At 69.3% G+C, this 25,552-nt stretch carries 21 protein-coding genes, 1 tRNA gene and 1 pseudogene; 14 read left to right on the top strand and 9 right to left on the bottom strand.

The window, feature by feature from the left end; genetic code table 11:
- Positions 1–503 precede the first annotated feature (503 nt).
- Complete coding sequence (locus tag Q9250_RS01650; RefSeq protein ID WP_306232838.1) at positions 504–1,382, bottom strand: VOC family protein; 879 nt, start codon at positions 1,380–1,382, stop codon at positions 504–506.
- 48 nt (positions 1,383–1,430) lie between these two features.
- Positions 1,431–1,901, bottom strand: coding sequence for an Lrp/AsnC family transcriptional regulator (locus Q9250_RS01655; RefSeq protein WP_306232839.1), 471 nt, complete (start codon positions 1,899–1,901; stop codon positions 1,431–1,433).
- 174 nt (positions 1,902–2,075) lie between these two features.
- Here Q9250_RS01655 and Q9250_RS01660 point away from each other — a divergent pair, with 174 nt between their 5' ends.
- The 7 genes from Q9250_RS01660 to Q9250_RS01690 are packed head-to-tail and all read left to right on the top strand — an operon-like array spanning position 2,076 to position 10,637.
- Positions 2,076–3,194, top strand: coding sequence for a thiamine pyrophosphate-dependent dehydrogenase E1 component subunit alpha (locus tag Q9250_RS01660; RefSeq protein ID WP_306232840.1), 1,119 nt, complete (start codon positions 2,076–2,078; stop codon positions 3,192–3,194).
- Positions 3,191–4,261, top strand: a complete 1,071-nt coding sequence (locus tag Q9250_RS01665) for an alpha-ketoacid dehydrogenase subunit beta (RefSeq protein ID WP_306232841.1) — start codon at positions 3,191–3,193, stop codon at positions 4,259–4,261. Before Q9250_RS01660 ends, Q9250_RS01665 begins: the two co-directional genes overlap by 4 nt.
- A complete protein-coding gene (locus Q9250_RS01670) occupies positions 4,258–5,643 on the top strand; it encodes a dihydrolipoamide acetyltransferase family protein (protein ID WP_306232842.1) in 1,386 nt (461 codons plus the stop codon). Before Q9250_RS01665 ends, Q9250_RS01670 begins: the two co-directional genes overlap by 4 nt.
- Before the next feature lie 17 nt (positions 5,644–5,660).
- Positions 5,661–7,331: a carboxyl transferase domain-containing protein gene (locus Q9250_RS01675; RefSeq protein WP_306232843.1), complete on the top strand. Its 1,671-nt coding sequence runs from the start codon at positions 5,661–5,663 to the stop codon at positions 7,329–7,331.
- 5 nt (positions 7,332–7,336) lie between these two features.
- Entirely contained in the window at positions 7,337–9,295 is a 1,959-nt protein-coding gene (locus tag Q9250_RS01680) for an acetyl/propionyl/methylcrotonyl-CoA carboxylase subunit alpha (protein ID WP_306232844.1), read from the top strand.
- Positions 9,292–9,810 (top strand): MaoC family dehydratase, encoded by a 519-nt coding sequence (locus Q9250_RS01685; RefSeq protein ID WP_306232845.1) that lies wholly within the window; start codon positions 9,292–9,294, stop codon positions 9,808–9,810. Before Q9250_RS01680 ends, Q9250_RS01685 begins: the two co-directional genes overlap by 4 nt.
- Positions 9,807–10,637, top strand: a complete 831-nt coding sequence (locus Q9250_RS01690; protein ID WP_306232846.1) for an HpcH/HpaI aldolase/citrate lyase family protein — start codon at positions 9,807–9,809, stop codon at positions 10,635–10,637. The genes Q9250_RS01685 and Q9250_RS01690 overlap by 4 nt, the downstream gene beginning before the upstream one ends.
- Before the next feature lie 30 nt (positions 10,638–10,667).
- Here the strand turns inward: Q9250_RS01690 and Q9250_RS01695 are convergent, their stop codons facing one another.
- Together Q9250_RS01695 and Q9250_RS01700 are read right to left on the bottom strand one after the other, a co-directional pair.
- On the bottom strand, positions 10,668–11,378 hold the full coding sequence (locus tag Q9250_RS01695; RefSeq protein ID WP_306232847.1) for a potassium channel family protein: 711 nt from the start codon (positions 11,376–11,378) through the stop codon (positions 10,668–10,670).
- Positions 11,371–12,735 carry a TrkH family potassium uptake protein gene (locus Q9250_RS01700; protein ID WP_306232848.1) on the bottom strand — a complete coding sequence of 455 codons (1,365 nt, stop codon included), beginning with the start codon at positions 12,733–12,735 and terminating at the stop codon, positions 11,371–11,373. Before Q9250_RS01700 ends, Q9250_RS01695 begins: the two co-directional genes overlap by 8 nt.
- Before the next feature lie 81 nt (positions 12,736–12,816).
- Here Q9250_RS01700 and Q9250_RS01705 point away from each other — a divergent pair.
- The 3 genes from Q9250_RS01705 to Q9250_RS01715 all read left to right on the top strand — a co-directional run bounded on the left by Q9250_RS01705 (position 12,817) and on the right by Q9250_RS01715 (position 14,511).
- Positions 12,817–12,892: transfer RNA gene (locus tag Q9250_RS01705), tRNA-Ala, on the top strand.
- A 205-nt stretch (positions 12,893–13,097) separates the two neighbouring features.
- Positions 13,098–13,328 carry a helix-turn-helix transcriptional regulator gene (locus tag Q9250_RS01710; RefSeq protein WP_306232849.1) on the top strand — a complete coding sequence of 77 codons (231 nt, stop codon included), beginning with the start codon at positions 13,098–13,100 and terminating at the stop codon, positions 13,326–13,328.
- Entirely contained in the window at positions 13,321–14,511 is a 1,191-nt protein-coding gene (locus Q9250_RS01715; protein WP_306232850.1) for a tyrosine-type recombinase/integrase, read from the top strand. Before Q9250_RS01710 ends, Q9250_RS01715 begins: the two co-directional genes overlap by 8 nt.
- A gap of 26 nt (positions 14,512–14,537) precedes the next feature.
- On the opposite strand, the gene Q9250_RS01720 is transcribed toward Q9250_RS01715, so the two are convergent.
- Both Q9250_RS01720 and Q9250_RS01725 read right to left on the bottom strand, forming a co-directional pair.
- Entirely contained in the window at positions 14,538–15,332 is a 795-nt protein-coding gene (locus Q9250_RS01720; RefSeq protein ID WP_306232851.1) for a hypothetical protein, read from the bottom strand.
- Positions 15,333–15,824: a hypothetical protein gene (locus Q9250_RS01725; protein WP_306232852.1), complete on the bottom strand. Its 492-nt coding sequence runs from the start codon at positions 15,822–15,824 to the stop codon at positions 15,333–15,335.
- Positions 15,825–16,083: 259 nt separating this feature from the next.
- Here Q9250_RS01725 and Q9250_RS01730 point away from each other — a divergent pair, with 259 nt between their 5' ends.
- Together Q9250_RS01730 and Q9250_RS14160 are read left to right on the top strand one after the other, a co-directional pair.
- Positions 16,084–18,951 (top strand): SIR2 family protein, encoded by a 2,868-nt coding sequence (locus Q9250_RS01730; protein WP_306232853.1) that lies wholly within the window; start codon positions 16,084–16,086, stop codon positions 18,949–18,951.
- Between the two features lie 162 nt (positions 18,952–19,113).
- Complete coding sequence (locus tag Q9250_RS14160) at positions 19,114–19,656, top strand: DUF2510 domain-containing protein (protein WP_422665060.1); 543 nt, start codon at positions 19,114–19,116, stop codon at positions 19,654–19,656.
- Positions 19,657–19,791: 135 nt separating this feature from the next.
- On the opposite strand, the pseudogene Q9250_RS01735 reads toward Q9250_RS14160, so the two are convergent.
- Positions 19,792–20,017, bottom strand: a pseudogene (locus tag Q9250_RS01735) (recombinase family protein); the annotation flags it as partial.
- Between the two features lie 296 nt (positions 20,018–20,313).
- Here Q9250_RS01735 and Q9250_RS01740 point away from each other — a divergent pair.
- Complete coding sequence (locus Q9250_RS01740; protein ID WP_306232855.1) at positions 20,314–21,204, top strand: hypothetical protein; 891 nt, start codon at positions 20,314–20,316, stop codon at positions 21,202–21,204.
- A 532-nt stretch (positions 21,205–21,736) separates the two neighbouring features.
- Here Q9250_RS01740 and Q9250_RS01745 read toward each other — a convergent pair.
- Entirely contained in the window at positions 21,737–22,477 is a 741-nt protein-coding gene (locus Q9250_RS01745; RefSeq protein ID WP_306232856.1) for a hypothetical protein, read from the bottom strand.
- Positions 22,478–22,905: 428 nt separating this feature from the next.
- Positions 22,906–23,253 carry a hypothetical protein gene (locus tag Q9250_RS01750; RefSeq protein WP_306232857.1) on the bottom strand — a complete coding sequence of 116 codons (348 nt, stop codon included), beginning with the start codon at positions 23,251–23,253 and terminating at the stop codon, positions 22,906–22,908.
- Between the two features lie 741 nt (positions 23,254–23,994).
- Here Q9250_RS01750 and Q9250_RS01755 point away from each other — a divergent pair.
- Positions 23,995–25,356 (top strand): A1S_2505 family phage non-structural protein, encoded by a 1,362-nt coding sequence (locus tag Q9250_RS01755; protein ID WP_306232858.1) that lies wholly within the window; start codon positions 23,995–23,997, stop codon positions 25,354–25,356.
- Positions 25,357–25,552: the final 196 nt, after the last annotated feature.

Consider the following 25,552-nt stretch of genomic DNA (forward strand, 5'->3'; position numbering starts at 1 on the left):
CTGGCGCCTCGCGTGCCTGAGTGGCGCCTCGCGCACTTGAGTGGCGCCTCGCGTGCCTGAGTGGCGGCTTGCGCACTTGAGTGGCGCCATGCGTGCCTGAGTGGCGCCGTGCGTGCCTGAGTGGCGCCTCGCGCACTTGAGTGGCGCCGTGCGTGCCTGAGTGGCGGCTTGCGACGCCTGCGCTCGTCCGATGATCCGACTTGCTGGCATCCGTTCGTGTCCGTGCTCTGCTCGCCGTCGGCGTCAGCTGAACTGAGGAGACGGAGGCGAAGGGCTGCCACTTGCTCGCCGGAGCCGCCAGTCAGGCGCCGGAGCCGCCAGTCAGATGCGGGAGCCGCCAGTCAGATGCGGGAGGCGCCAGTCAGATGCGGGAGGCGCCAGTCAGATGCCGGAGCCGCCACTCGGCCGGGGGAGCGAGCGCTCCGTTGCAGGAGGCGGCGGCAGCGCAAAGCCCCCGCCGTGGCGGGGGCTTCGCTGCGCACGCCGCAGCTGCGCGGCGCGGGTCAGGCCGCGGCGGGCGTCAGCGTGATCGTGTTCGCCCAGGGGTCCTCGAAGCGGAGGCCGCGTCCGTCGTCGGCGACCGTGACGCCCGCGGACGCGAGGCGCTCGCGTGCCGCACCGAGCGCATCCGCATCGGGCACCTGGATCTCGACCCGACCGAGGCCGAGGGTGTCGGCGCGGCGGCCGGCGCCGCGCGAGTTCCAGACGTTCATGGCCATGTGGTGGTGGTAGCCGCCGGCGCTGACGAACAGCGCCGCGCTGCCGAGCTGGGTGGTCTGCTCGAAGCCGAGCGCGTCGACGTAGAACGACTTCGCGGTGGCGACGTCGCCGACCTGCAGGTGCACGTGGCCGATCTTCGCGTCGACGGGAGCCGTGGAGGAGATGCCGAACGAGCCGCGGTCGAGGTGCTCGTTGACGAAGCGGTTCGGGTCGATGAACTCGGTGGTCATGTAGACCTGGCCGTCCTGCCACACCCACTGGTCGCGGGGCCGGTCGACGTAGAGCTCGACGCCGTTGCCGTCGGGGTCGGCGAAGTAGAAGGCCTCGGAGACGTGGTGGTCGCCGGTGCCGGCGAACTGGATGTTGGGGATCTGCGTCATGCGCACGACGGCGGCGGCGAGCGCCGCATAGGTCGGGTAGAGCACCGCGGTGTGGAAGAGCCCGGCGTCGGCGGGGTTCGGGCCGCGCAGGTCGGGGGCCTCCTCGAGCACCAGGATCGTGCGGCCGCCCACGCCCAGCTCGACGACACCGGGTCGCTCGGCGACGTGCTCGAGGCCGACGCCGGCGGTGTACCAGTGCACGAGCCGCGCGAGCTTCGCGGTCTTGAGCATGACGGGGCCCATGCCGGTCTCGGCGGGCAGCAGATCGATCGTGGTGTTCATCAGTTCCTCCAGGGAATGGAACGCGCCCGCGAGGCTGGCATTCCGGGATCAGTGGCCGAGATCGCGCTCGAGCACCGGCGCCATGCGGAAGGGGATGAGCTCGCCCATCGACAGCCACGTCTCGGTGCGCTCCACGCCGTCGCAGGCGAGCACGAGCTTGTTGACGCGGTAGAGGTCCTCGGCATCGCGGCACACGGCGCGCACGAGCACGTCGGCCTGGCCCGAGAGGCCGAAGGCCTGCACCACCTCGGGGATCTGCCGCAGCTGCTCGACCACCTGGTCGATGCGCGGCTGGTCGACGTGCGTCGCCATGAACACGGTGAGGGGGTACCCGAGCGCTGCGGCGTGGAACCTGCGGTCGAAGCCCTGCAGCGCATCCGACGCCTCGAGCGCCGCGACGCGGGTCTGCACCGTGTTGCGGGCGAGCCCCAGCTGCTCGGCGATCGCGGCGTTCGTGATCCGCGGATGCCGTGTGAGCTCGAGCAGGATCCTCCGGTCGGTGTCATCCACGATGCGCATGGTGCGCAATCTAGCGCAGGGTGCGCCCACAGGGAATGGGCGTGCCGCGCAGGGCGCGTGTCGCTGATTGCGCGTTCTGCGTTCCGGCGATAGCGTCGACCCACGATCTGCGCGCACACCCGCGCGCTGATCCGACCGGCGCCCACGAAGCGCTTCGAACAAGGAGGTTCGATCGTGTCGATCACTGTCCCCGCCCCGCGACCCGAGCTCGCGGTGGGCCTCGACTGCCCCCTTCGCGTACTCGACCTCGATGGCTCCCGCCTGCCCGAGCCGCTGCTCGACGGGCACCTCGGCGACATCGACGAGCACGCCCTCACGAACCTCTACGTCGACATGGTGCGCGTGCGCCGGCTCGACGTCGAGGCCTTCGCCCTCACCCGCCAGGGCCACCTGGTGCTGTGGCCGCCGCTGCTGGGCCAGGAGGCCGCGCAGGTCGGTCCCGCCCGCGCGCTCGGCGACGACGACTGGGTGTTCGGCTCCTACCGCGAGCACGGCTTCGCGCTGCTGCGGGGCGCCGACATGGGCGAGTTCGCCCGCATCTGGAAGGCCTACGCCCACAGCGGCTGGGACCCCCAGGAGATCAAGATGGCGCCGTCGCAGATCATCATCGGCGCGCAGACGCTGCACGGCGTCGGCTACGCGATGGCGGCGAAGATGGATGGCGCGGCCGAGGTCGCGCTCACCTGCTTCGGCGACGGCGCGACCAGCGAGGGCGACGTCAGCGAGGCGATGGTGTGGGCGTCGGCCTTCCAGGCGCCCGTGGTCTTCCTCTGCCAGAACAACCAGTACGCCATCTCGGAGCCCGTCGCGGTGCAGTCGGGCGTGCCGCTGGCGCTGCGCCCTACCGGCTTCGGCATCCCCTCGATGCGCGTCGACGGCAACGACGTGCTCGCGATGCACGCGGCCGCCCGCATCGCGTTCGAGCGCGCCCGCTCCGGCGGCGGCCCGACCTTCATCGAGGCCGTCACCTACCGCCGCGGCCCGCACACGACCACCGACGACCCGAAGCGCTACCGCGACAAGGCCGAGGAGGAGCAGTGGCTCGCGAAGGACCCGATCGACCGGGTCGAGCGGGCGCTCGAGCGCATGGGCGCCAACATGGAGGCCGTGCGCGCCGAGGCGAAGATCCGCGCCGACCAGCTCGCCAAGGAGTTCCGCGCCGCCGCCGAGCACGCCGTGCCGCCGACCGCCGAGGCGATCTTCGACCACGTCTACGCGCAGCCGAGCCCGCGCCTCGAGCGTCAGCGCCTCGAGCACCGCGCCTTCACCAGCAGCATCGAGGCCAAGGCATGACCCCGCAGACCGCCCAGAACGCGAACACCGAGACCCTGACGCTCGCGAAGGCGGTCAACGCCGCCCTCGCCGACTCGCTCGAGGGCGACGACCGCGTGCTGCTCATGGGCGAGGACATCGGCAAGCTCGGCGGCGTCTTCCGCGTCACCGACGGCCTGCAGGATCGCTTCGGCCCGCAGCGCGTGATCGACTCGCCGCTGGCGGAGTCGGCCATCATCGGCACCGCGATCGGCATGAGCTACCGCGGCTTCCGGGTGGTCGCCGAGATCCAGTTCGACGGCTTCATCTACCCGGCGTTCGACCAGATCGTCGCGCAGGTGGCGAAGCTGCGCTACCGCTCGCAGGGTCGCGTCAGCATGCCGCTGACGATCCGCGTGCCCTTCGGCGGCGCGATCGGCTCGGTCGAGCACCACTCCGAGTCGCCGGAGTCGTACTTCGCGCACACCGCGGGCCTCCGCGTCGTCACCGCCTCGACGCCGCAGGAGGCCTACTCGACCCTGCGCGCCGCCATCCAGAGCGACGATCCGGTGCTGTTCTTCGAGCCGAAGGGCAAGTACTACACGAAGGGCGAGGTCGACCGGTCGATCGTGCGCGACCTCGAGACCGCCAACGTGGTCGCGTCGGGCCGCGACGTGACGATCGCCGCCTACGGGCCGACCGTCGACACGGCCCTGCGCGCCGCGATCGCCGCCGCCGACGAGGGCATCGAGATCGAGGTGATCGACCTGCGCTCCATCTCGCCGCTCGACGTCGACACCGTGGTCGAGTCGGTGCGCCGCACCGGCCGCCTCATCGTCACGCACGAGGCCCCGGCCGAGTCGTCGGTCTCGAGCGAGCTCATCGCCTCGGTCGCCGAGCGCGCCTTCCAGCACCTCGAGGCCGCGCCCGAGCGGGTCACCGGCTACGACAGCCCCTACCCGCCGTCGGCCGTCGAGCACGACTACCTGCCCAGCATCGACCGGCTGCTCGACGCCGTCGACCGCACCCTCGGCCGTCGCAACTCGCGCACCGGCCTCGACTACAGCGCCGTCACCCCCGCAACTGTCACCACAGGAGCCGCACGATGAAGACCTTCCTGCTGCCCGACCTGGGCGAGGGGCTCACCGAGAGCGAGGTGGTCGCCTGGCGCGTCGCCGAGGGCGACACCGTCGAGCTGAACCAGCCGCTCGCCGACATCGAGACCGCCAAGGCCGTCGTCGAGCTGCCGAGCCCCTACGAGGGCACCATCGCCAAGCTGCACGCCGCCGAGGGCGAGACCGTCAACGTGGGCGCGCCGCTGATCGACTTCGACCTGGCCGGCGACCAGGCGGCACCGGCCCAGCAGCAGTCCGCGCCCGCCCAGCAGTCGGCGCCCGCGCCGACGCAGACGACGGCGGATGCGCCCGGTCCGGTCGGGCAGGAGCCCGACGTCGTGACCGCGCCCGCCCAGGCGGCCGCCGCAGCGGCCGGCGAGACCAGCGTCGCCGCCGCGGCGGAGGCCGCCAGCTCCGACGACAAGCCCGAGAAGGTGTCGGTGCTCGTCGGCCACATCACCGTGCACGGCGGCAAGCCGACGCGCGCGAAGCGCACCTGGGACGTCGAGCCGTTCGATCGCGCTGCGCTCGAGCGCAGCGAGCAGCGAGGCCCGAACCGCGCCATGCCGCCGGTGCGCAAGCTCGCGAAGGAGCGCGGCATCGACCTGCAGTCGGTGCGCCCGAGCGGCGCGGATGGCCTCGTCACGCGCGCCGACCTCGAGAGCGCCGGGACGGCATCCGCCCCCTCTGTCCAGGAGCCGAAGCCCGCCTCGACGCGCGAGAAGGTCACGGGCCTGCGCAAGCACACGGCCGCCGCGATGAGCCAGTCGGCGCTGACGGTGCCGCACGCGGCCACCTTCCACCAGGTCGACGTCACCGAGACGCTGGCGCTGGCGAAGCGCGGCGACGCGTCGTTCCTGGCGCTCGCCAGCCGGGCGATCCTGCTCGCGGCGAAGCGCTGGCCCGACGTGACCTCGTCGTTCCACGCCGACACGAACGAGCTCGAGCGGTTCGCGCACGTCAACCTCGGCATCGCCGTCTCGACCGACCGCGGCCTGGTGGTCGCCTCAGTCGACCGGGCCGAGACGATGGATGCCGTCGAGCTGACCGCCCAGATCAAGGATCGCGCCGTGCGCGCCCGCGAGGGCAAGCTGTCGATGGAGGAGCTCACCTCGTCGAACATCACCATCTCGAACGTGGGCGTCTTCGGCGTCGACGGGGGCATCCCGATCCTCAACCCGGGGGAGTCGGCGATCATCGCGCTCGGCGCGATCCGCAGCCTGCCGTGGAACCACCGGGGCGAGATCGTGCTGCGCGACCTCTGCACCGTGACCATCTCGTTCGACCACCGGGTGCTCGACGGCCGCGAGGCGGCGGGCTTCCTGGCCGACATCGCCGCGGTGCTCGAGCAGCCCGCCCTGGCGCTGGCCCGCTGACGTGGCACGGTAGGGGCATGCATCCACTCACCAGCCGCGTCGACCCGGCCTCCGACGCGGCCAAGGTCAACCGCGCCGCGATGACCGCGCTCGTCGACGAGCTGCGCGAGCGGCTCGGCCGCGTCGCGCTCGGCGGCCCCGAGGCGTCGCGCGAGCGGCACGTCGCGCGCGGCAAGCTGCTCGCCCGCGACCGCATCGACGCGCTGCTCGACCCAGGCAGCCCGTTCCTCGAGGTCGCGCCGCTGGCCGCCTGGGAGGTCTACGGCAACGACGGCCACGACGCGCCCAGCGCCGGCATCGTCACGGGCATCGGGCTGGTGCACGGGCGCTGCGTGATGGTGATCGCCAACGACGCGACCGTCAAGGGCGGCACCTACTACCCGCTGACGGTCAAGAAGCACCTGCGCGCGCAGCAGATCGCGCGCGAGAACCGGCTGCCCTGCATCGCGCTCGTCGACTCGGGCGGCGCGTTCCTGCCGATGCAGGACGAGGTGTTCCCCGACCGCGAGCACTTCGGCCGCATCTTCTTCAACCAGGCGCAGCTCTCGGCCCAGGGCGTGCCGCAGCTCGCTGCCGTGATGGGCTCGTCGACCGCGGGCGGCGCCTACGTGCCGGCGATGAGCGACGAGACGGTGATCGTGCGCGAGCAGGGCACCATCTTCCTCGGCGGCCCGCCGCTCGTGAAGGCAGCGACCGGCGAGGTCGTCGATGCCGAGTCGCTCGGCGGCGGCCAGCTGCACGCCGAGGTCTCGGGGGTCGTCGACCACCTCGCCGACGACGACCAGCACGCGCTCGAGATCGTGCGCGACATGGTCGCATCGCTGCCCGACGAGGATCGCGCGCTCCCCGGCGCGCGGCCGACGCCGACGTCGACCTTCGCCTGGCTCAGCCACTCGCCGCTCGGCGACGACGACGGGCGTGCCCCCGCGGTGGATCCCTCGACGCTCTACGACGCCATCCCGCCCGACCTGCAGACGCCCTACGACGCCCGCGAGATCATCGCCCGGCTCGTCGACCGCAGCGAGTTCCACGAGTTCAAGGCCGGCTACGGCGAGACGCTCGTGACCGGCTTCGCCGAGCTGCACGGCCACAAGGTGGGCATCATCGCCAACAACGGCGTGCTCTTCTCCGAGTCGGCGATGAAGGGCGCGCACTTCATCGAGCTGTGCGACCAGCGCGGCGTGCCGCTCGTGTTCCTGCAGAACATCACCGGCTTCATGGTCGGCTCCGAGGCCGAGCGCGGCGGCATCGCCAAGCACGGCGCCAAGATGGTCACCGCCGTCGCCACGACCCGCGTGCCCAAGCTCACCGTCGTCGTCGGCGGCTCGTTCGGCGCCGGCACCTATTCGATGTGCGGCCGCGCCTACGACCCCCGGTTCCTGTGGCTGTGGCCGAACGCGCGCGTGAGCGTGATGGGCGGGCCGCAGGCGGCATCCGTGCTCTCCACCGTGAAGCGCGAGCAGATCGAGGCGGCCGGCGACGAGTGGTCGGCGGATGCGCAGCAAGACTTCGAGCGCCCGGTGCGCGAGCAGTACGAGCGGCAGGGCAACCCCTACTACGCCTCAGCCCGGCTCTGGGACGACGGCGTCATCGACCCCGCAGACACCCGCCGCGTGCTCGGCATGGCGCTCGACGTCGTGACCGCCGTGCCGCTGCCCGAACCGCGCTTCGGCGTCTTCAGGATGTGAGACGGATGCTCGACACGACTGGGCAGACCAGGTTCACCAAGGTGCTGGTCGCGAACCGCGGCGAGATCGCGATCCGCATCGCCCGCACCCTGCGCGACCAGGGCATCCGTTCGGTCGCCGTGCGCGCCGACGACGACCCCTCGCCCCACCCCGGCCATTTCGACGAGGTCGTCTCGCTCGGGTCGGGGCCGCTGCGCGACACCTACCTGTCGATCGAGCGCATCATCGCCGCGGCGGTCGAGACGGGAGCCGAGGCGATCCACCCGGGCTACGGCTTCCTGTCGGAGAACGCCGCGTTCGCGCATGCGTGCGCGGATGCCGGGGTCGTCTTCATCGGACCTCCCGCGACTGCGATCGAGACGATGGGCGACAAGATCAGCGCCCGCCACGCGGTCGAGTCGCGCGGCGTCGCGACCGTGCCGGGCATCGCCGAGCCCGGTCTCGATGACGCGGCGCTCATCGCCGGCGCCGAGCGGGTCGGGTTCCCGGTGCTCATCAAGCCGGCCGCCGGCGGCGGCGGCAAGGGCATGTACCGCGTCGACGAGCCGGCCGCGCTGCCGCAGGCGCTCGCCGCGGCCCGCCGCGAGGCGGCATCGTCGTTCGGCGACGACACGCTCTTCATCGAGCGCTTCGTCACCAGGCCGCGCCACATCGAGGTGCAGGTGCTCGCCGACAGCCACGGCACCGTGATCCACCTGGGGGAGCGCGAGTGCTCGCTTCAGCGCCGCCACCAGAAGGTGATCGAGGAGGCCCCCAGCGCCCTGCTGACCGAGGCGCAGCGTGCCGCGATCGGCGCGGCCGCCGTCGAGACGGCCCGCTCGGTCGGCTACGTCGGCGCCGGCACGGTGGAGTTCATCGTCGACGCCGACCGGCCCGACGAGCCGTTCTTCATGGAGATGAACACGCGCCTGCAGGTCGAGCACCCGGTGACCGAGATGGTCACCGGCGTCGACCTGGTCGCGCAGCAGCTGCGCATCGCGGCGGGGGAGCGGCTCACGATCGCCCAGGACGACGTGCGGCTCGAGGGCCACGCTGTCGAGGCGCGCATCTACGCCGAGGATCCCGCGGCGGGCTTCCTGCCCACGGGCGGCACGGTGCTCGCGCTCGACTGGCCGTGGAGCGAGACGGGCCCTGCGGGCATCGGCGTCAGCTCGGTGCGCATCGACGCCGGCGTCGAGTGGGGCACGGTCGTGGGCTCGAGCTACGACCCGATGATCGCGAAGGTGATCGTGCACGCCGCCAACCGCGCCGAGGCGATCGACGGGCTGCGCGACGCGCTCGCCCAGTCGAGCATCTTCGGCGTCACCACCAACCGCGGCTTCCTGCGGGCACTGCTCGACGAGCCCAGCGTGCGCGCGGGCGAGCTCGACACCGGCTTCATCGACCGCGAGGGCGAGCGGATCGCGCAGGTCTCGCACGGCAGCGAGGTCTTCGCGATGGCCGCGTCGCAGGAGCCGCTGCCGCGCCGCATGGGCGCCTGGCACCCCGACGGCTGGCGCATCGGCGGCGCGGTCGGCCGCCGCGTGCAGCTGCGCGACGGCGACGGCATCGCGACCGTGCAGGTGATCGACGAGCGCACGGTCGTCACGCGCGCCGACGGCACCGTCGACGAGCTGCCGACGCCCATCGACGCACCGATCCTCGCCACCCCCGAGGGCACCTGGGTGCGCACCGACGACGGCGACGTGCTCGTCGAGGCGCCCCCGCGCATCCGCCGTGGTCGTGGTCCGGCCGAGCCGAGCCTGGCCTCGCCGATGCCGGGCACGGTCGTCGCCGCCCACGCGGTCGACGGCGACGCGGTCGCCGAGGGTCAGGCGATCATCAGCGTCGAAGCCATGAAGATGGAGCACGTGCTGCGCGCACCCGTCGCCGGCACCGTGCACCTGCACGCCGCCGTCGGCGAGCAGGTCACGCGCGGGCAGGAGCTCGCGACCGTCACCCCGCACGAGGAGCAGGCCGCATGACCGCCGAACCGAACGCATCCGCCCGCCGTGTCACGCAGCGCGGCCTCTACTTCGACGAGCTCGAGGAGGGCGTGGTCTACGAGCACCGCCCCGGGCGCACGATGACCGAGGCCGACAACGTGCTGTTCACGACGCTGACGATGAACACGCAGCCGCTGCACCTCGACCGGCACTGGAGCGCATCGACCGAGTTCGGCGAGCCGCTGATGAACTCGATGCACACGCTCGCGACCATGGTTGGGCTGTCGGTCGGGCAGCTGACGCAGGGCACGATCGTCGCGAACCTCGGCTTCAGCGACATCAGCTTCCCGGCGCCGGTGAAGCAGGGCGACACGATCTACGTCGAGACGCGGGTGGTCGAGAAGCGCGCGTCGCAGTCGCGCCCCGGCCAGGGCATCGCCACCTTCGAGCACACCGCCCGCAACCAGCACGGCGACGTGGTGGCGAAGGCGGTGCGCAAGGTGCTCATGCAGGGCTCGCCGGCGGCTGCCGATGCTGCGGGGGCGGACGCATGACGCGGCTCGAGATGGGGCCGGCGCTGCTGTTCTGCCCCGGCGACCGCCCCGACCGCTTCGAGAAGGCGGCAGACAGGGCGGATGCGGTGATCCTCGACCTCGAGGACGCCGTCGGTGGCGACTCCAAGTCCGCCGCTCGCGACGCGATCCGCACGGCCACGCTCGACCCGCTGCGCACGATGGTGCGCGTGAGTGGCGCCGGCAGCGCCGGCTTCGACGACGACCTCGCCGCGGTCGCCGACTCGCCGTTCCGCACCGTGATGCTCGCGAAGGCCGAGAGCGTGCATGATGTCGACCGGGTGGTCGCGGCGGTGCGCGGCGTGCGGGTGGTGGTGCTGTGCGAGACGGCGCGGGGCGTGCTCGCCGCCGAGTCGCTCGCCGCGCACGCGCAGGTCGTCGGGCTCATGTGGGGCGCGGAGGATCTGGTCGCGTCGCTCGGCGGCACGTCGAGCCACGACGAGACCGGTGCCTACCGCGAGGTGGCGCGGCACGCGCGCAGCCGCATCCTGCTCGCCGCGGGCGCCTTCGGCCGCACGGCGATCGACGCGATCCGCACCGACATCGCCGACCTCGAAGGCGCCCACGCCGAGGCGCTCGACGCCGCGGCCTCGGGCTTCGGCGCGAAGGCGGCGATCCACCCGAACCACGTCGAGCCCTACCGCCGAGCGTTCGCGCCGAGCCCTGCGCAGCACGACGAGGCACGACGCATCCTGGCTGCGGCCGAGGCGACGCCGGGCGTCTTCTCGTTCGAGGGTCGCATGGTCGACGAGCCGATCCTGCGGCACGCGCGCAGCGTGGTCGAGCGGGCCGAGGCGCTGGGCGGCTGAGCCAGCCAGGCGCCACCCCACGCTCGCGCCTCAGGCGCGCTCGCGCGACTTCGCGGCCATCGTCGCGAACGCCTCGACCTTCCCGGTCGGCCCGTGCACGAGCAGCAGGTCGCCGCGCTCGAAGCGCAGCTCGATCGTCGACAGGATCCAGCTGCCCTCGCGCTTGACCGCGCCGATGCCGACACCGTGCTTCACCTGCAGGCCCAGCTCGCGCAGCGGCACCCCGAGCAGGTCGAGCGGCGCCTCGAGCAGCACCGCTGCGTAGCCGGGCTCGACCTCGATGAACTCGGCCAGCGCGCCGCGCACCATGTGGGCGACGCGGCGACCCATGTCGGCCTCGGGTCGCACGACGTGCTGCACGCCCAGCTGCTGCAGGATCAGCGCATGCCGCTCATCGACGGCCTTCGCCCACACCTGCTTGACGCCCACACGCAGCAGCTGGCTGGTGGTGAGGATGCTGGCGGTCACGTCGGAGCCGATCGCGACGACCACCCGGTCGAAGTCGGCGAGCCCGAGCTGCTCGATGAGCTCGGGCTTCGTCGCATCGCCCGCGACGACGGCCGTGAGCCGCCCGTTCAGGTCTTGCACCGCATCCGCGTCGCTGTCGATGCCGAGCACCTCGGTGCCGTGCGCCATCAGCTCGAGGGCGAGCGCGGTGCCGAAGCGGCCGAGGCCGATGACCGCGACAGAGGTGGCCGAGCCGACGGTCGCCGGGTCGAAGGGGCTGCGGAGCCTAGCCAATGATGGGCCTTTCCTTGGGCAGCTCGTACACGAGCCTGCGGGGGCGGAGGGCGAGCGTCGTGGCGACCGTGATGGGGCCGACGCGGCCGATGAACATGAGCAGGATCAGGATCAGCTGGCTCGGGGTGCCGACGGATGCGGTGATGCCGGTCGAGAGCCCCACGGTGCCGAAGGCGCTGATCACCTCGAAGAGCACGCGGTCGTGGTCGATGTCGGTGAGCAGCATGATCGCGAGGGTCGCGGCGAGGCAGAGGGCGACCGACAGCAGCGCGACGGTGATCGCCTCGCGGTGCACGGCGCGCGAGAGGCGCTTGCCGAACATCGTCACGGTCGGGTCGCCGCGCACCTCGGCGAGGATGATCGCGAGCAGCACCCCGAAGGTGGTGATCTTGATGCCGCCGGCGGTGCCGGCCGGGCCGCCGCCGATGAACATCAGCACGTCCATCACGAGCAGGGTCTCGGGGCGGAACTGCCCGATGTCGAGGGCGTTGAAGCCGGCGGTGCGGGTCTGCACGGAGTGGAAGAACGACTCAAGGATGCGCGTGCCGGTCGGGTGGGTGCCGAGCGACCCCGGGTTGTTCCACTCGAGCGCCGCGATCGAGAGCGTGCCCACCAGCAGCAGCACGCCGGTGCCGATGAGCACGAGCCAGGTGTGCATCGAGAAGCGGCGCGGATGCGGTGCGTGCTTCAGGATCTGCATGAGCACAGGGAAGCCGAGGCCGCCGATGATGGTCGAGAAGGCGAGCGGCAGTAGGATCCACGGGTCGTCGACGAAGCCCATCAGGTTGTCGCTGAAGAGCGCGAAGCCGGCGTTGTTGTAGCTGGAGACGGCGTGGAAGACGCCCAGCCAGAGCGCGTGCAGCGGGTCTTCGCCGCGGCCGAGCCAGAGGCGCAGCCAGAGCACCAGCGCGACGCCGCCTTCGACGACGAGGGCGATCTTGGCGATGCTGACGATGAGCCGGCCGACCGAGCCGATGCTCTCGGCGTGCGCCTCCTGCGCCGTGGTGAGGCGGGAGCCGAGCGTGAGGCGGCGGAGCACCAGGATGCCGATGAGGCTCGCGAAGACCATCACGCCGAGGCCGCCGAGCTGGATGAGCACAAGGATCACGACCTGGCCGAAGGGCGTCCAGTGCGCGGCGGTGTCGACGATCGTCAGCCCGGTCACGCAGGCGGCGGAGACGGCGGTGAAGAGCGCCTCGATCCAGCTCGCGCCTCCCGGGCCCTGCTTCGCCACCGGCAGCATGAGCAGGCCCCAGCCGACGAGGTTGAGGCCGACGAACGCGAAGAAGATGCGCCGAGCGGGATGCTGCTGCTTCCAGAGCTCGAGGAGCCCCGAGCGGGGCCGTGTGGCTTGCACGAGCGATGAGCATACGCCCGTCGATGTGACTTCAAGCCCAAACTTGTTGTACAGTTATCTGGTTGCTCCGAGAGCAGCTGAGGGTCTGTGGCGCAGCTGGTAGCGCACCTGCATGGCATGCAGGGGGTCGGGAGTTCGAGTCTCCCCAGATCCACCAAAACCCCCGTCTGACCGGGGGTTTTTCGGTAGGGCGTCCGGTTCCACTTGCGCGTGGCAGCGCGAACCGGCCAAGTTACTCGGGTCCGCCGCGGCGGGGTGTCTGGCGTGTCCCGGTGTGCCCCGTCTGCCCCCTGCGACTCCCGAGCACTCCCAAGGTTGGCCGGATCGGCCCGTTTCGCACCGCCTATGTCGTTAGCGTGACGATGAACGACATCCCAGTCAGCGGAGCCGACCCCGTGCGAACCGACCTCTTCGGGTATCCGCCCGGCGTCCTGCTCACCGAGCGGGAGCTCGCCGCGGCGATCCACATGAGCAGCAAGACCCTGCAGCACTGGCGCTACACCCAGCAGGGGCCGCCATTCGTCCGGCTCGGCCGGCACGTGCGGTACCGCGTCAGCGACGTCACCGAGTGGATCGAGCGCAACCGTGGCTAGGCCGCCGCTGCCGCCCGGTTCCTGGGGCGCCGTGCGCTACTACCCGCAGCCGAACGGCCGGGTGCTCGCCCGTAGCCGCTACCGCGATCACGCGGGCAACTACCACCCGCTCCGCGCCACCGCGGAGACGGCGGAGGCGGCCGAGCGGCTGCTGAAGTCCCGCGCCGCGGTCGGCGTGCGCGACGGCGCCTGGATCACGCTCGACTCCCGGGTGACGCAGCTGGCCAAGTGGTGGCTCGCGGGGCTCGAACTCGCCGGCCGCCTGCAGCCCGGCACGCTGGAGAACTACGCGTTGGACGCCCGGCACACCGCGGACGTCTTCGGGAATCTGCGGCTGCGCGAGCTGACCGTGCTGGTGGTCGACTCGGTGCTGCTCGAGCTGGCGGGCACCGATCCGCGGCTCGCGTACCGCGTCCACGGCACCCTGCGGCGCATGTGCGCAGACGCGGCGCGCGTGGGCGTGCTCACGTCGAACCCGGTCGAGCACGTCCCCGCCCCCCAGGTGCCGACGTCGACGCCGTACACGCTCAACCCGGAGCAGGCGGAGTACCTGCGGCTCTTCCTCGCCCGCTGGCTGGCCGAGCGCGCCAAGCCCGGCCCCCGCCCGGACGCGCGGATCGTGCCGATGGTGGACATCCTGCTCGCTACCGGCATCCGGATCGGCGAGCTGCTCGCGCTGCGCCAGCGGGACATCGACCTGGAAGGCAGGCCGCCGACGCTGCTGGTCGGCGCGACGCTGATCGAGGACGCCCGGGGCGGGCCGCAGTGGCAGGACCACCCCAAGGCGAAGGGCCAGCGGCGGCGCCTCGTCCTCCCGGCGCTGGCCGTCGACGCGCTGGCGCCGCTGCTGACCCCTGAGGACCCCGACCGACCGGTCTTCCCGAACCGCAAGGGTGCCTGGACCCGCCCGAACCACGTCGAACGCATCCTCCGGTCCTTCGCGGCCGAGTCGGGCGGCCGGCTCCGGTCGATGGGCATCGACCCCGACGAGGTGACCCCGCACCTCTTCCGTCGCACGCTCGCCACCATGATTGCCAACGAGGCGAACGTCGACCGCGCCAAGGAGCAGCTCGGGCACGCGTCCCGATCGACCACCGAGCGCCACTACATCACCCCGCCCGACGTGGTGGGAGCCTCCGCGGCGCAGATCGTCGATCGCCACTTCGGTGCCAATCGCCGCTGATGGCGCGCCCGGGCACGCTGGCTCGACTACGCGTCGGCGAGGAACCCGGCCAGGCATGGGATCGACAGCGCGTGATGGAGGTCGTTGTCGGTGAACCGCCGGCGATGCGGCAGCTCCGCGTCTCGCAGGCCGGTCAAGGCGTCGTAGCGGCCCTCTCCCACGTCCCCGGCGCGAATCTCCCGGACGGCAGCGCTCGCCGCTTCCTTCCGTTTCGCGAGCAGCAGGCGCCGAAGGAGGGCACCACAGTCGCCGCTGCGGTAGCGGCGGGTGCCGTCCTCCAACAGCACGAGGCCGCACATCGCCCGGGCGCCGGCGTCGCGATCGCCCCCGAGCAGCAGCCGGAAGGCGGCCGGCACGCGGCTGACCACCCATTGCACGGGGACGGCATCCAGCTCCGCGCCGCCGGCCAGGACCGGCAGCGCCTCAGCGAATGCCCGCGCATGCTCCGGCAGCATCGCCGCGTCGTAGAGCGCCAGCAGATCGCCCGGATGCGCGGCGGCCATACCTTCCAGCCGCTCCGACCAGGCCAGCCCGACCGCGCCCCACAAGTACTCACGCTCCCCGAACTCCTCGGCACGTCCGAGCTGCAGCAGGTGCCCGGCGGCGTCCCTCCCGCGCGTGATCAGCGAACGCGTGGCAGTGGTCACATCGGTGCCCGCCGCGACGTCCTCCAGCCACGTCGGCAGTCCCGACTGCTCGAGGTTGAGCGTCTCGCGGCGGAGCCGGATAGACGCCCCGGACCGGGCCTGGACGTCTTCGGCGAGATCCAGGAGTTCGCGGTAGTGGGCGCGAGGCCCTGCGCCCGTTCGGCCGGCGCGCAATCAGGCGGCGACTGCCGCGATCGCCATGCTGCGATCGCCGATCTGCATATTCGTGATCACGGCGGCCGCGCTCGCGTGTCGGCTGGCTTGCACCTGGCGCCAAGGCCCTTCAAGCGCCAAGCGGTCTTCCGGCTCGAGGTCCCGACGGTCCAGGCCGAAATCGACCCGCCGCAGGGGGTCCAACGGTCGTTCGCCGAGAGCGACCCGGATACTCGTCAGGGCAACCGCGTCGCGTTCAGTTTCGAGCCAGCGTGCCGCGTGGACGTACCTGCCGATGCGCCCCTGCGGCTCGCAGTGCGGGCGCGGCGGCAGATGTGCTGTGGCAAACGCGCCGCTAGCCGGTTGCTCGAAGTGTTCGATCGAGAGTTGCGACCTGCGAAGCGTCGGACAGGTCGGGTCGCCGTGCAGGGTGTACCCGTGCGCGGAGCGATAGAACGGCACCTTCGTGCCGGCGAGGGGACCCAGCGGGATCTCGACTTCTGGCGCGGGCATGGCTCGAACATACTGGCCTCCGATGCGACCACAAGTGCGAATCCGAGCGGACCATCAGAGCGCCTTGACGCGGAGGAGAAGCGCAGAGAGCAACCCGGAGCACTGCCTTCGCCAACGACCGCGCGTTGGCGTCGATTCAAGAAATGAACACCGACTAATCTGAGCACATGACTGCGGTGGCGCAATGACGGCTCTTGACCGGCTCCGGAGAGCGCTCGCGCGTGGAGAAGTCGTGATTGTGACGGGGACAGGTGTCAGCATGGCTGTCAGCCCGGATCGGCCGGAGCTCAGCTGGATAGGGTTGCTAACCGACGGCGTGCAACGGATTGCGGAGCGAAACGCGCCGCGCGCGAATCTGCTGCGCCAGGAGCTTGAAATGGCTTCTTCGGCCGAAGACCTTGCGACAGTGGCCGCGGCCGTCAAGCGGCATCTCGCAGCTGACTTCCCCCGCTGGATCTCACAGTCCTTAGGTGACATTGAGCCGGTGCACACGCGTTTGGCCAAGGCGATCGCAGGTCTTGATTCACCCATACTCACGACGAACTATGACACTCTGCTGGAGACGTCCCTGGGGCGGGATTCGGTGAGCTGGGCAAACCCCACGCTCATGCGGGACGTGGTGCGCAATGCCCGGAAGAGCATCGGACATCTCCATGGTGTCTGGTCGGATTCCACGTCCCTGGTGTTCTCCACCGAGGACTACGACGCGCTCTTGCGGCAAGACGGCGCCCAGGACATCCAGTCGAGCGCTTTCAACATGAAGACCTTCCTGTTCGTTGGCGTGGGTGCAGGCGTGGAGGATCCCAATTTCAGCCCGATGGTCGAGGCATTCGGGAGGCACTTCCACTCGAGCGACGGCGCGCACTTCCGTCTATGCCGCGACTCAGAAGTTGACAGTGCCACCGAGCTCTCGGTGGTCGCGGACGTCGGCTATGGCGCGGACCACGGCGACCTGGCGGGCTTCCTTGAGAGTCTTGCAGCTAGTGTCGTCCCTGATCGCTCAAGCGAGATTCAGGCGCGGGCACGCGACGTCTTGCTGGACCAGCTGCGCGACAACTCTGCCCTCTGGCGCGACAACGAGGCCATACTCGCTGGTGGGCTTGCTGACCTGGTGGTTGAGCCGATCTTCCTCCCCGCGCCACACGACCAGTTTGTCAACGACTCGGCGCTCGACGACTCTGCTGGGGCATTGTCGGAGCCGTTTGAGGCAGACGAACTCATCGATCAGGGTGGGATTCTGCTGGTTGCTGGCGAAACGAGTTCGGGCGTAACCACGGCGTTGATCTGGTTGCTCGATCGGGCGTCCGACCGGTTGCAGCATCCGCCGATTCTCGTGGACAAGCCCCACGCGGCGGGGCACCACCCGGTCAAGCGGGTTGTTGACCGCTCCCTCAAGGGCTGGGACGCCGAGGGGGACTCGTCCAGCCCTGTGATCCTGGGCGTCGACAACCTGCGGCGCGAGCCCGCAAGAACCTATGAGCGTGCTCTCAGCGATATCCAGCAGCTCGACGCCCCGCTGAAAGTGATCGGGGTGCAGCAAGAGGATGCCTTAGAGATTGCAGCGGCGCTCCAGGCAACAGACGATGGCGTCGAGATTCGCATCGCGTTTCTCGGACGATTCAGCGATCGCGAAGCACGAGCGATTGCGCTCCGCATCGCTCCCGCGAAGGGGGAAGCGATCGCGCAAGCCGCTATGGAAATGGTGCGCACTAGGAACCTGCCCCGAACCCCGGTAACGATCACCCTGGTCGTCGAACTGCTTGCGGCCGGGATCGCGATCGAGGAGGGCGATACCGACAGCTGGGTGCTGAGCAAGTATCTGGACCTCCTGCTTGACAAGCACCTGCCGTCCTCGTCGCCTCAGACTCCGATGCTGATCCGGAACAAGCGCGTCGCAATGGAGGATATTGCGGCAGGGTTCGTAGAGAAGCGAACGGACTCGGCGAGCCGGGAGCTGCTGTTCAAGAGGCTAGAAGGCCTGTTTGCCAGATTAGGCTGGAACTACGATCCAGGCGACCTGCTGGACGAACTGATCGCACGCCACGTCCTGAAGCGTCTCCCGGATGGCAACATCAGTTTCCAGCGTTCGGCCTATCTGGAACTTTCCGCAGGGATGGCAGCCCGAAAGAACGACGCCTTGCGTCAAGCCATGCTGCAGCACCCCATCGAGATGGCGTCCATCGTCCGAAGCTACGTCGCGATGACTCGCAGTGACGAGGCGATGCTGGAAGTGATGGAGCGGGAACTGGACAGGATCTTCAACGAGAAGTTGACGGGTCGGATCTTCGCAAGCGTGAAACAGCAGCCGGGGCGCAAGGAGTTGTTCGCCGACCGAGGGGAGCCAGAGGACAGGGAGCAAGAAGACCGGGAGTTTCCGCGCGAAGGACTCATGTACGACGCCTCCGATGATTCTGACACCCCCGCGTTCCTGCAGGGCCACCTCGATGAGTTGTCAGGGGGTCGGCTTGCAATGCTGGTGGTCGATCTCGCGTCGCGAGTCCTGCGTGACTCGGATGAGGTGCCGAATCAAGAGTTGAAACAACGGGTCCTGACCAAGCTGCTCCACTGCTGGGCCGTATTCACCGACCTTTATGAAGCCGACTTGCGCGAGCTGCCAAACCTCGACGAGACAGTTGCCAGGTTGCACCCCAAGGATGATCCGACGACCGAGCAGATCGAGGACCTGAAGACGGCGCTCGTCAGCATCGTGCCGGCTTTCTTGACTCTCTCGGGCATGCGCGCGTGCCTAGCAGCTGCGAGCCTCCACCTCGCGCTGGAGGATGCGGAACTCGATCCGGGATCGACGGCCGAGCTGATGCGGGTGCTCGCGCTCTACTCAAGCTCCAGTCCTCGTTGGACCGCTGCTTTAAACGGGCTGGACGACCAAGCGGCCCGCACCTTCTTCGGCGCCTCATTCCTCGCGAGCCTGGCTCGCCACACCTTCATGGCAGATGAAGCCGTCACCGATCAGCAGCGGGATGACATCCGCGCTTTTCTGCGGCGAGTGGTTCTTCTGCGATACCGCTTCGACGGCGTAAGAGAGCGCAACGAGGCTTTGAACCGGTTCGAGCAGCGGCTCCGGCGCGACCGCTTGACGCGCAACAGGGCTCTCGCGATCGAGATGTAGTTCTGCCGGCTCTCCTCTCTCGACCTCTTGAGCCTTGACGCACCCTGGTCGGTCCGCGGTTGGACTGCAAGCGCTTGTCCGCTCTGGGGTGCCGGGCGGCGAATTGCGAGTTATCCTTCGATGACGCGAGTGCACCGCTGCACGCGAACCGCACGGAGGGCCATGGACCACACTGCCCCGCCCAATCCGCCCCCTGGTTGGTATCCGTACCCGGATGAAGCGGCCTCTGTCCGATGGTGGGACGGTGCCGCCTGGTCGAACTCTTGGAGACCCGCTCCAATTGCTCACCATCTGAGCGAGCCAGTGCAACCGCCGACACCCGGCATTCTCTACACTCCGGGGTCGCGCGAGGGTGGGTTACGCCCGCGCGACAGATCGTCTTCGGACCGGATCGCAGGCGCACTCGCGGCGGCTGGGCCGCAGTGGTATTGGACAAACCTGGTTCGCATCCGCTTTTGGTGGTTCCTCGCCACGGGTCCGCTCTTCCTCGCGATTGTTGCGGGATTCATCAGCCCGGTCCTGATCTACGTCGTATGGCCGATCGCAGCGCTGCTGATGGCCTTCGTCTTCCTCCGTACGCAGATGTCGTGTCGCCAGTGCGGGTCACTCTTGGCAGCGAACAAGCTCGGGGGTAACCCGAACGCCTGCCCGAAGTGCCAAACGCCCACCGACGCGGCACTCGCCGGGGCTCTTCGCTCGCCGTAGCACCGATCCGCGTGGGAGTCATTGGCCGTGCCGGGAACGGCACGCGCGCTGCGCAGCGGGAACGGACACGACGCATGCCCGAATCTCGGACGGCGCTGTCGTCGCGGGCGGCGCGACCTATACCGGGGACGCGTGCGCGTCTGGGAGGGATCGAGCAAGTCGATCTAGCTTCATGACGACGAGGCTGTCTCCGGCGCGGCAGGGGGCCAACGCTCGCTCGAGCCGGGGCGACTCCGATTGGCGCCCGTGAGTGCGTGATCGACGAAGATCTGTTCGACTTGAACGCCGAGCGCCCGGACCGCTTCGCATTGCGCGGCGAGGTCTTGCCCGACGGTTAGACGCGCGCATAGCTGATGAGCATGCTTCGGAGCGTAGGGATAGGGCCCCACAACGAGAAAGGCCGCGGGCAGATCTTGCGGGACGGCAGGAGGGGCGGATCTACGTGCGGCCGGACGTCCGAGAGTCCGTCCCGGTCCAGGATCCTCCTGCGGACAGGGGACGCCGGCGCTCCGTGCCTGCTTTGGCGCGGACCACTGGAGAGCGCAGCGCCGCGCTCGGTTACGCATCAGCCATTCGTCGAGTGGGAGTGGCGGAGCCGCAACTCAGTGTTAAGCGCGAGGTCTGCTCCGTGGAGATAGAGGAGACATGATTAGGGTCATGGCTGGCGACGATGACGAATACCGCTTCTACCTAGCGGTTGGTGCGGCGCGAAAAATAGTGAGTCAGTGCCGCGCGCACGTGGAGAGCGCAACCTCCAAACTTTCCTCACGTGTCGAACGCGCAGCATCCGCGACCCCACATGGGCGGGATCTAGCAGCCGCGTCAGATGGCGACCATTCCCTTGCCTACCGGCAGCGCATCGCGCACGTGGAGTCGATGTGCAACGCGCTCCTCTCGCACCTTCGTGGGCTTGAAGTCCTGCTGCTGCACGACACGTTCTACCCGCTACCAGCCATTCCCGTCGTTCGTTCGATCGCGGAAGTTGCCGCCTCATGCTCCTGGATCCTTGACTCCAACATCGGTCCCGATGAGCGTGCCGCTCGCGCATACGCATCGCTCTTCCGGTCTCTCGAAACCACCATCTCCGCGACGCTACCCGCCGATGCAGCTATGGCCACGATGCTTCGGGAAAGTTTGATCCAGGAGCTCCGCGGCCGTGGCGTGAGGGTCGTTCGCAGGGTCAGAAATGAAGTACAGACGGACGAGGTGTCGCAGGTGCACGTTGGGCGCTCGCAGGCGAAGACTAACTATCAATATTCGCTGCGCGTCGCTACTGAGATACCGCTGATCGCGGGCACCTACTCCGGCATGTCGGGTATCACCCACGGCGAGTACACCCACCTTTCGAGCTCGTGGGACAGCCCAGACACCCACGCGCGCTTGATCGGGCTGGTCTCGCAGAGATCGGTCGAGGCATGGTCGCGCGCAGTTCACACGTGGGTGGGCGTTGAACCTGGTCCCTTCATCAATCCAAACGACCAGAAGAATCTCATCCGCTCGATGCCACGAGCGCTCCTCGCAGAGTTCGGCGGTACGCAGGCTGGGTAGCACGGCTGCGACGCTCCCTCGACCGCGCCCTTCGATGGAGGCCGTCAGGCGTTGTGTGGGCTTTATCCCGCCCGGCGCCGCGCACGGCGCACGACCAAATCCGGCGCTCGGTGCCGCCCCAGGAACGGGGTCTTGCTGGTCGGCATGAGCTCTGTTGAACGAGCGGAGCGCCGCAGACAGTAGGCGCCCCGGTGCGTAATCGAAGGGGACATCCCGATCCGACGCACAACGCGCTCGAGCAGTTCGAGGTTCGCAGGCGCGCTGGTGCCCTAGAGCGTCGGCTTCACCAAGGGCACCTCATCGGCAAGCGTGAGTCCTCGACCGGCAGAGGCGTCCGCGAAGTTGTCTCGCGCGGCTCGCGGCGCTACCGACTGTCGACGCGGCTTGCAGCGCATCCTCAATCTCGGCTCCGCGCCCGGCGTCGACGGCGGCCGCCACGCCGCCTGACAGTCCTCACGACAGCGCCCCGCATCTTGGAAGGTGGCGGAGCGACTTTGGTCTTGTGCGGCGTTCGAGTCGGTTGAGGACATCGTCACGTGCCCTTGCCCTCGCGCGTTAAAGCAGTCGCTGCCGCCTCTGGCTCTCTCGGCGCTGTGGTGTCTCGCCGGGCCTCCGCCACGGCGGCGGCCTGGGCTTGCGCGCTCGCCCGCTCGGCCGCTTCCTCGGCCTCGTACTCCTGATCCCGAGCCTTCTCAGCGCGCTTCACGTCGCACAGCAGGTGACGAATGACGGTTAGGGGCTGGCCCGGTAGTGGGTCGCCGCGCATGTGAGCCTGCAGCACGTTGATGCCGCCCTCCATCACTTGTCGCTGTCGCACGTACGGCCAAGCGTCGCTCGACCACGTGCCTTCTGCGATGGCGCGCCACGCATGGAAGACGCCGTAGAGGGCATCGCGCACGGGCTCTCGGACCTCGGTATCGCGGATCTTCGCGACCGCCCGCCCGGCGGCGTGGTACAGCTCCGGATCGAGTGCGAGCGTCCCGGATGACGACGTCGGATGTGTGTCGCGCACCGGGTTCCACAACGCGTCGACTCGCTCCAAGGCAGCCTCGGCGGCAGCCGAGCTTGCCGCACTCTTGTCTGCTTCGGCTTGGCGACGAGCGGCGGCCTCGTCTCGGTCGGTGGCCCGTTGATGTTCCGCGGCAGCGGACTTGCGAGTGAAGAAGGCGCCCACCCAGGCTGCCAAGAGCACGGCGGCCAGCGGTGCGACGATCTGCAGCACCTCCAGCATGATCTGCGCATCGACGGGGATTGCTGCGGGATCCTCGGGCATGGGTGCATGCTACGTGCAGCTGCTGCTGCCGCCGAGCTCAGGCTCGACTCGAGTGCTTCGCCGGCCGAGCCGGGCGGCCCGGGTCGTGCTTCCTGGGTGGTGCCTGCTGCGGCACGAGCGGCCGCGCCTGCGGTCTGTCGCCGCCGGAGAGGGATATGCGCCTGAGGTGCTCGCCGAGCAAGAGTATGCCGTCGTGTGCGTGCTCGAGCCAGCCCCAGTAGCCGATGAGACGCAGCTGCGTTCGGGCGGGTTCGGGCGAGACGGCGCAATAGTAGGGCTCGCGGCCGGGTCCGAGAGTGAGCAGGCGGACGACGGCGAGGGGTCCGCCGTCGAGAGGTGCAGCACACTCCGCTCGTACGACCTGATCGTCACGGCATCGAAGATACGTTCGAAAGAATCGCGTGCCAGCGGCTCACGCGTCGCCGCCCTCAGGCGATCGGATCGGGCATAACGGTAACGTGCTTGGCAAACTCGTGGAGCTGCTCCGGACTGGCGCACATCCCGATGCCGTCGAACTTGCAAGCGTCGAAGACGCAGTTTTTGACTCCGATGCCGCCGACGACACCCGGGCGATGGGGCTCGTAGTCCCAGAAGATCGCTTCGGTGCCCAGTCCGCCGGTGGCCCAGGCGCCGCCATTGATCCAGGTGACGTCGCCGAGCATGACCATGATGCCGGGTCCCGTCAGCGTCACGTTCTCGAACTCGTAGCCCTCAAGCATGTAACTGCTGTCGATCAGGTCAATGATGCGGTACTTTCCCCCGCTGATCTTTTTCATGGACGCAACCTACCGCCACGGCCCGACCGCGGGCAGGTGGTCGGGGCGGTGCGGCGGCAGCGGCCCTTGAGAGTCTCTGGCCGCCACCCGCAAGACGGGCAGGCGCCGTCGTGCATGATTTCACCGACCTGCGCGAAGGTGGGAAGCCAGCTTGCTCCCGAAGACTTCGCCGTGCTTGAACTCGCTGCAGGACCATGCCGCAGCCGAGGGTGGATGGACCGCAAGATCCGCAGCCCCCAGCGGCTTGACCGGCTCGCGCGTACCCGCGCTGCGATCAAGCACGACCCGGTCACCTGCCGGGGCGTGTTTGAGTTGATTCTCCTGCCTTGGGGGCGCGGGTCGACTCTGTACAAGACGTCTGAGTCGGGCGGAGCCTGCATCGACGTCTGCGTCACAGACGATCGTTCAAGACGTTCAAGACGGCTGTATCACTTGGACCTGTCGGGGGCGGCGGATGCCCCTCACAACCCTGAAGCGAGATCCACGAGTCAGAACAGGCCGTGAGCGACGGGTTGCGCGGCGTTCGCGGCGGCGTGCTCTGTTGCTACGCGTGCGGCGACCCTCCGCACCTCGTCACCGCGTGGTCTCCACGGCGGGCGAGGCGGCGAACCGGTTGCGCTCCGGCGCACTCGGGCGGTCGAGCGCAAGACGCGGTACTGCTGCTCGCTACGCGACGATCGCCCGCCGTACGATGCGCCTGTAGGCATGTGCGGGCTCAGCCGGTTCGCGAAGGGGGAATCCATGTGGATCGATGAGCTGGGCGACAACGAGGTGTTCGTCTTCGGATCCAACGCCCTCGGGCATCACAGAGGTGGCGCGGCGAAGACAGCGCGCGAGCGCTTCGGTGCAGTCCGGGGTCAGGCTCACGGGCTCCAGGGGCGCTCATACGCCATCAACAGCATGAGCGGACTCGATGCACTGCGCGAAGAGGTCAGGAAGTTCTACGCGTTCGCGGCGGCGCGCTCCGACCTGCGATTCCTCGTCACCGCGATCGGCACCGGTATCGCTGGCCACGCGGCGGCGGATGTCGCCCCGCTTTTTGCCCATCCGCCCGCCAATGTGCGGCTTCCGCGTGATTTCGCGGAACTGCTCGACCCGCCCCTCATTAGGCACGACCGCTTGCCGGAACTGCTCGGCGTGAGGGCACCCGACTACGTCGACGAGTTCGGCAACGAGATTCTGCCGGGACTCATGCTCGGTGGACCTTTCGACGGACGGGTCTTCGGCATGCCCGCCTTCGGCGAAGGAGCGCCACTGAGTGCGGGGCATCCGGTGCCGTGGGTCGACCAGCAAGATGTCGTCGCGTGGTACGAATTGCGCTCGCAGAGTCCGATCGCCGAGCGCCACATCTACGAATTCGTCGGCTTCCGCGACGGCGAAGGTGGCAGCGTCGAGATCCAGAGCGGAGCTGTCTATGCGCCGATTCCATCCGACCCGCTCCTCGACGAGGCAGCCGAAGCCGAGGCAGCGAACAACACCCTTGCCGCAGTCCGGCGCCAGGTCGACGAATTGCAGGCACTGTCAACCAGCGAACGCGAGCAGCTGAGGGGGCTCAGCGCCAACTTCTATTCCGGACCTCATCACGAGGAACTGTGGAACATCGACAATCCCCTGCGAACTGAGGCGCGCGCGCTCCGCGCTCTCGCGGATGCATTTGCGAGCTTTACCGACAGGGCAGGCTCGGCGCGGCCGTCAGCGGAGCACTGCTTGAATCAATACCTCTCCCGCGCTCGCTACGCCCAGGGACGGTGGGACCTCGCTTCGCACAGTGTCGAGATGGGCGACTACTGGTGGGCGGTGCAGCTGATGCATCTGATCCGCGCCCGCGACGCGCTCGCCCGGCAAGCCCTTGATGAGGCCCTTAGCGCACTAAACGTTGTCGTCGGCAGCTTCTGGAATGGCGGCGGCGACTTCGACTACGTGCTCGAAGGGCTCACGGAACTCGCGTTCCTCGGCGATCTGGGCCGCGGCTACCCCTCCTCTTCCGAGTGGGCTGCGGTCGCGGTAGCGATGGGGCGAGGGTTTCCCGGGTGGGGACCGGGCGTTTGGTTTACCGCCGCACATCGCGAGCGACTCCAGCACATTGCGACGAACGCGAGATAGGCCTTGCGCGCAGCGAGCCTCCGCCAGCGCGTCGACGCCGCGATATTCGGGTGGTCGACGCGCGTAGGCGGACGGCCGGTCGTGGCGTCGCGATCCGACGCAGCGCGCGCATTGGTGCCTGAACGCGGCGTTCACCGAGGGGCCGCAGGCGCCACACGCGGATGGCGCTTTCGGACCTGGCTGGGTGATCGAGTCG

The sequence above is a fragment of the Agrococcus beijingensis genome, from assembly GCF_030758955.1.
GTDB lineage: Bacteria > Actinomycetota > Actinomycetes > Actinomycetales > Microbacteriaceae > Agrococcus > Agrococcus beijingensis.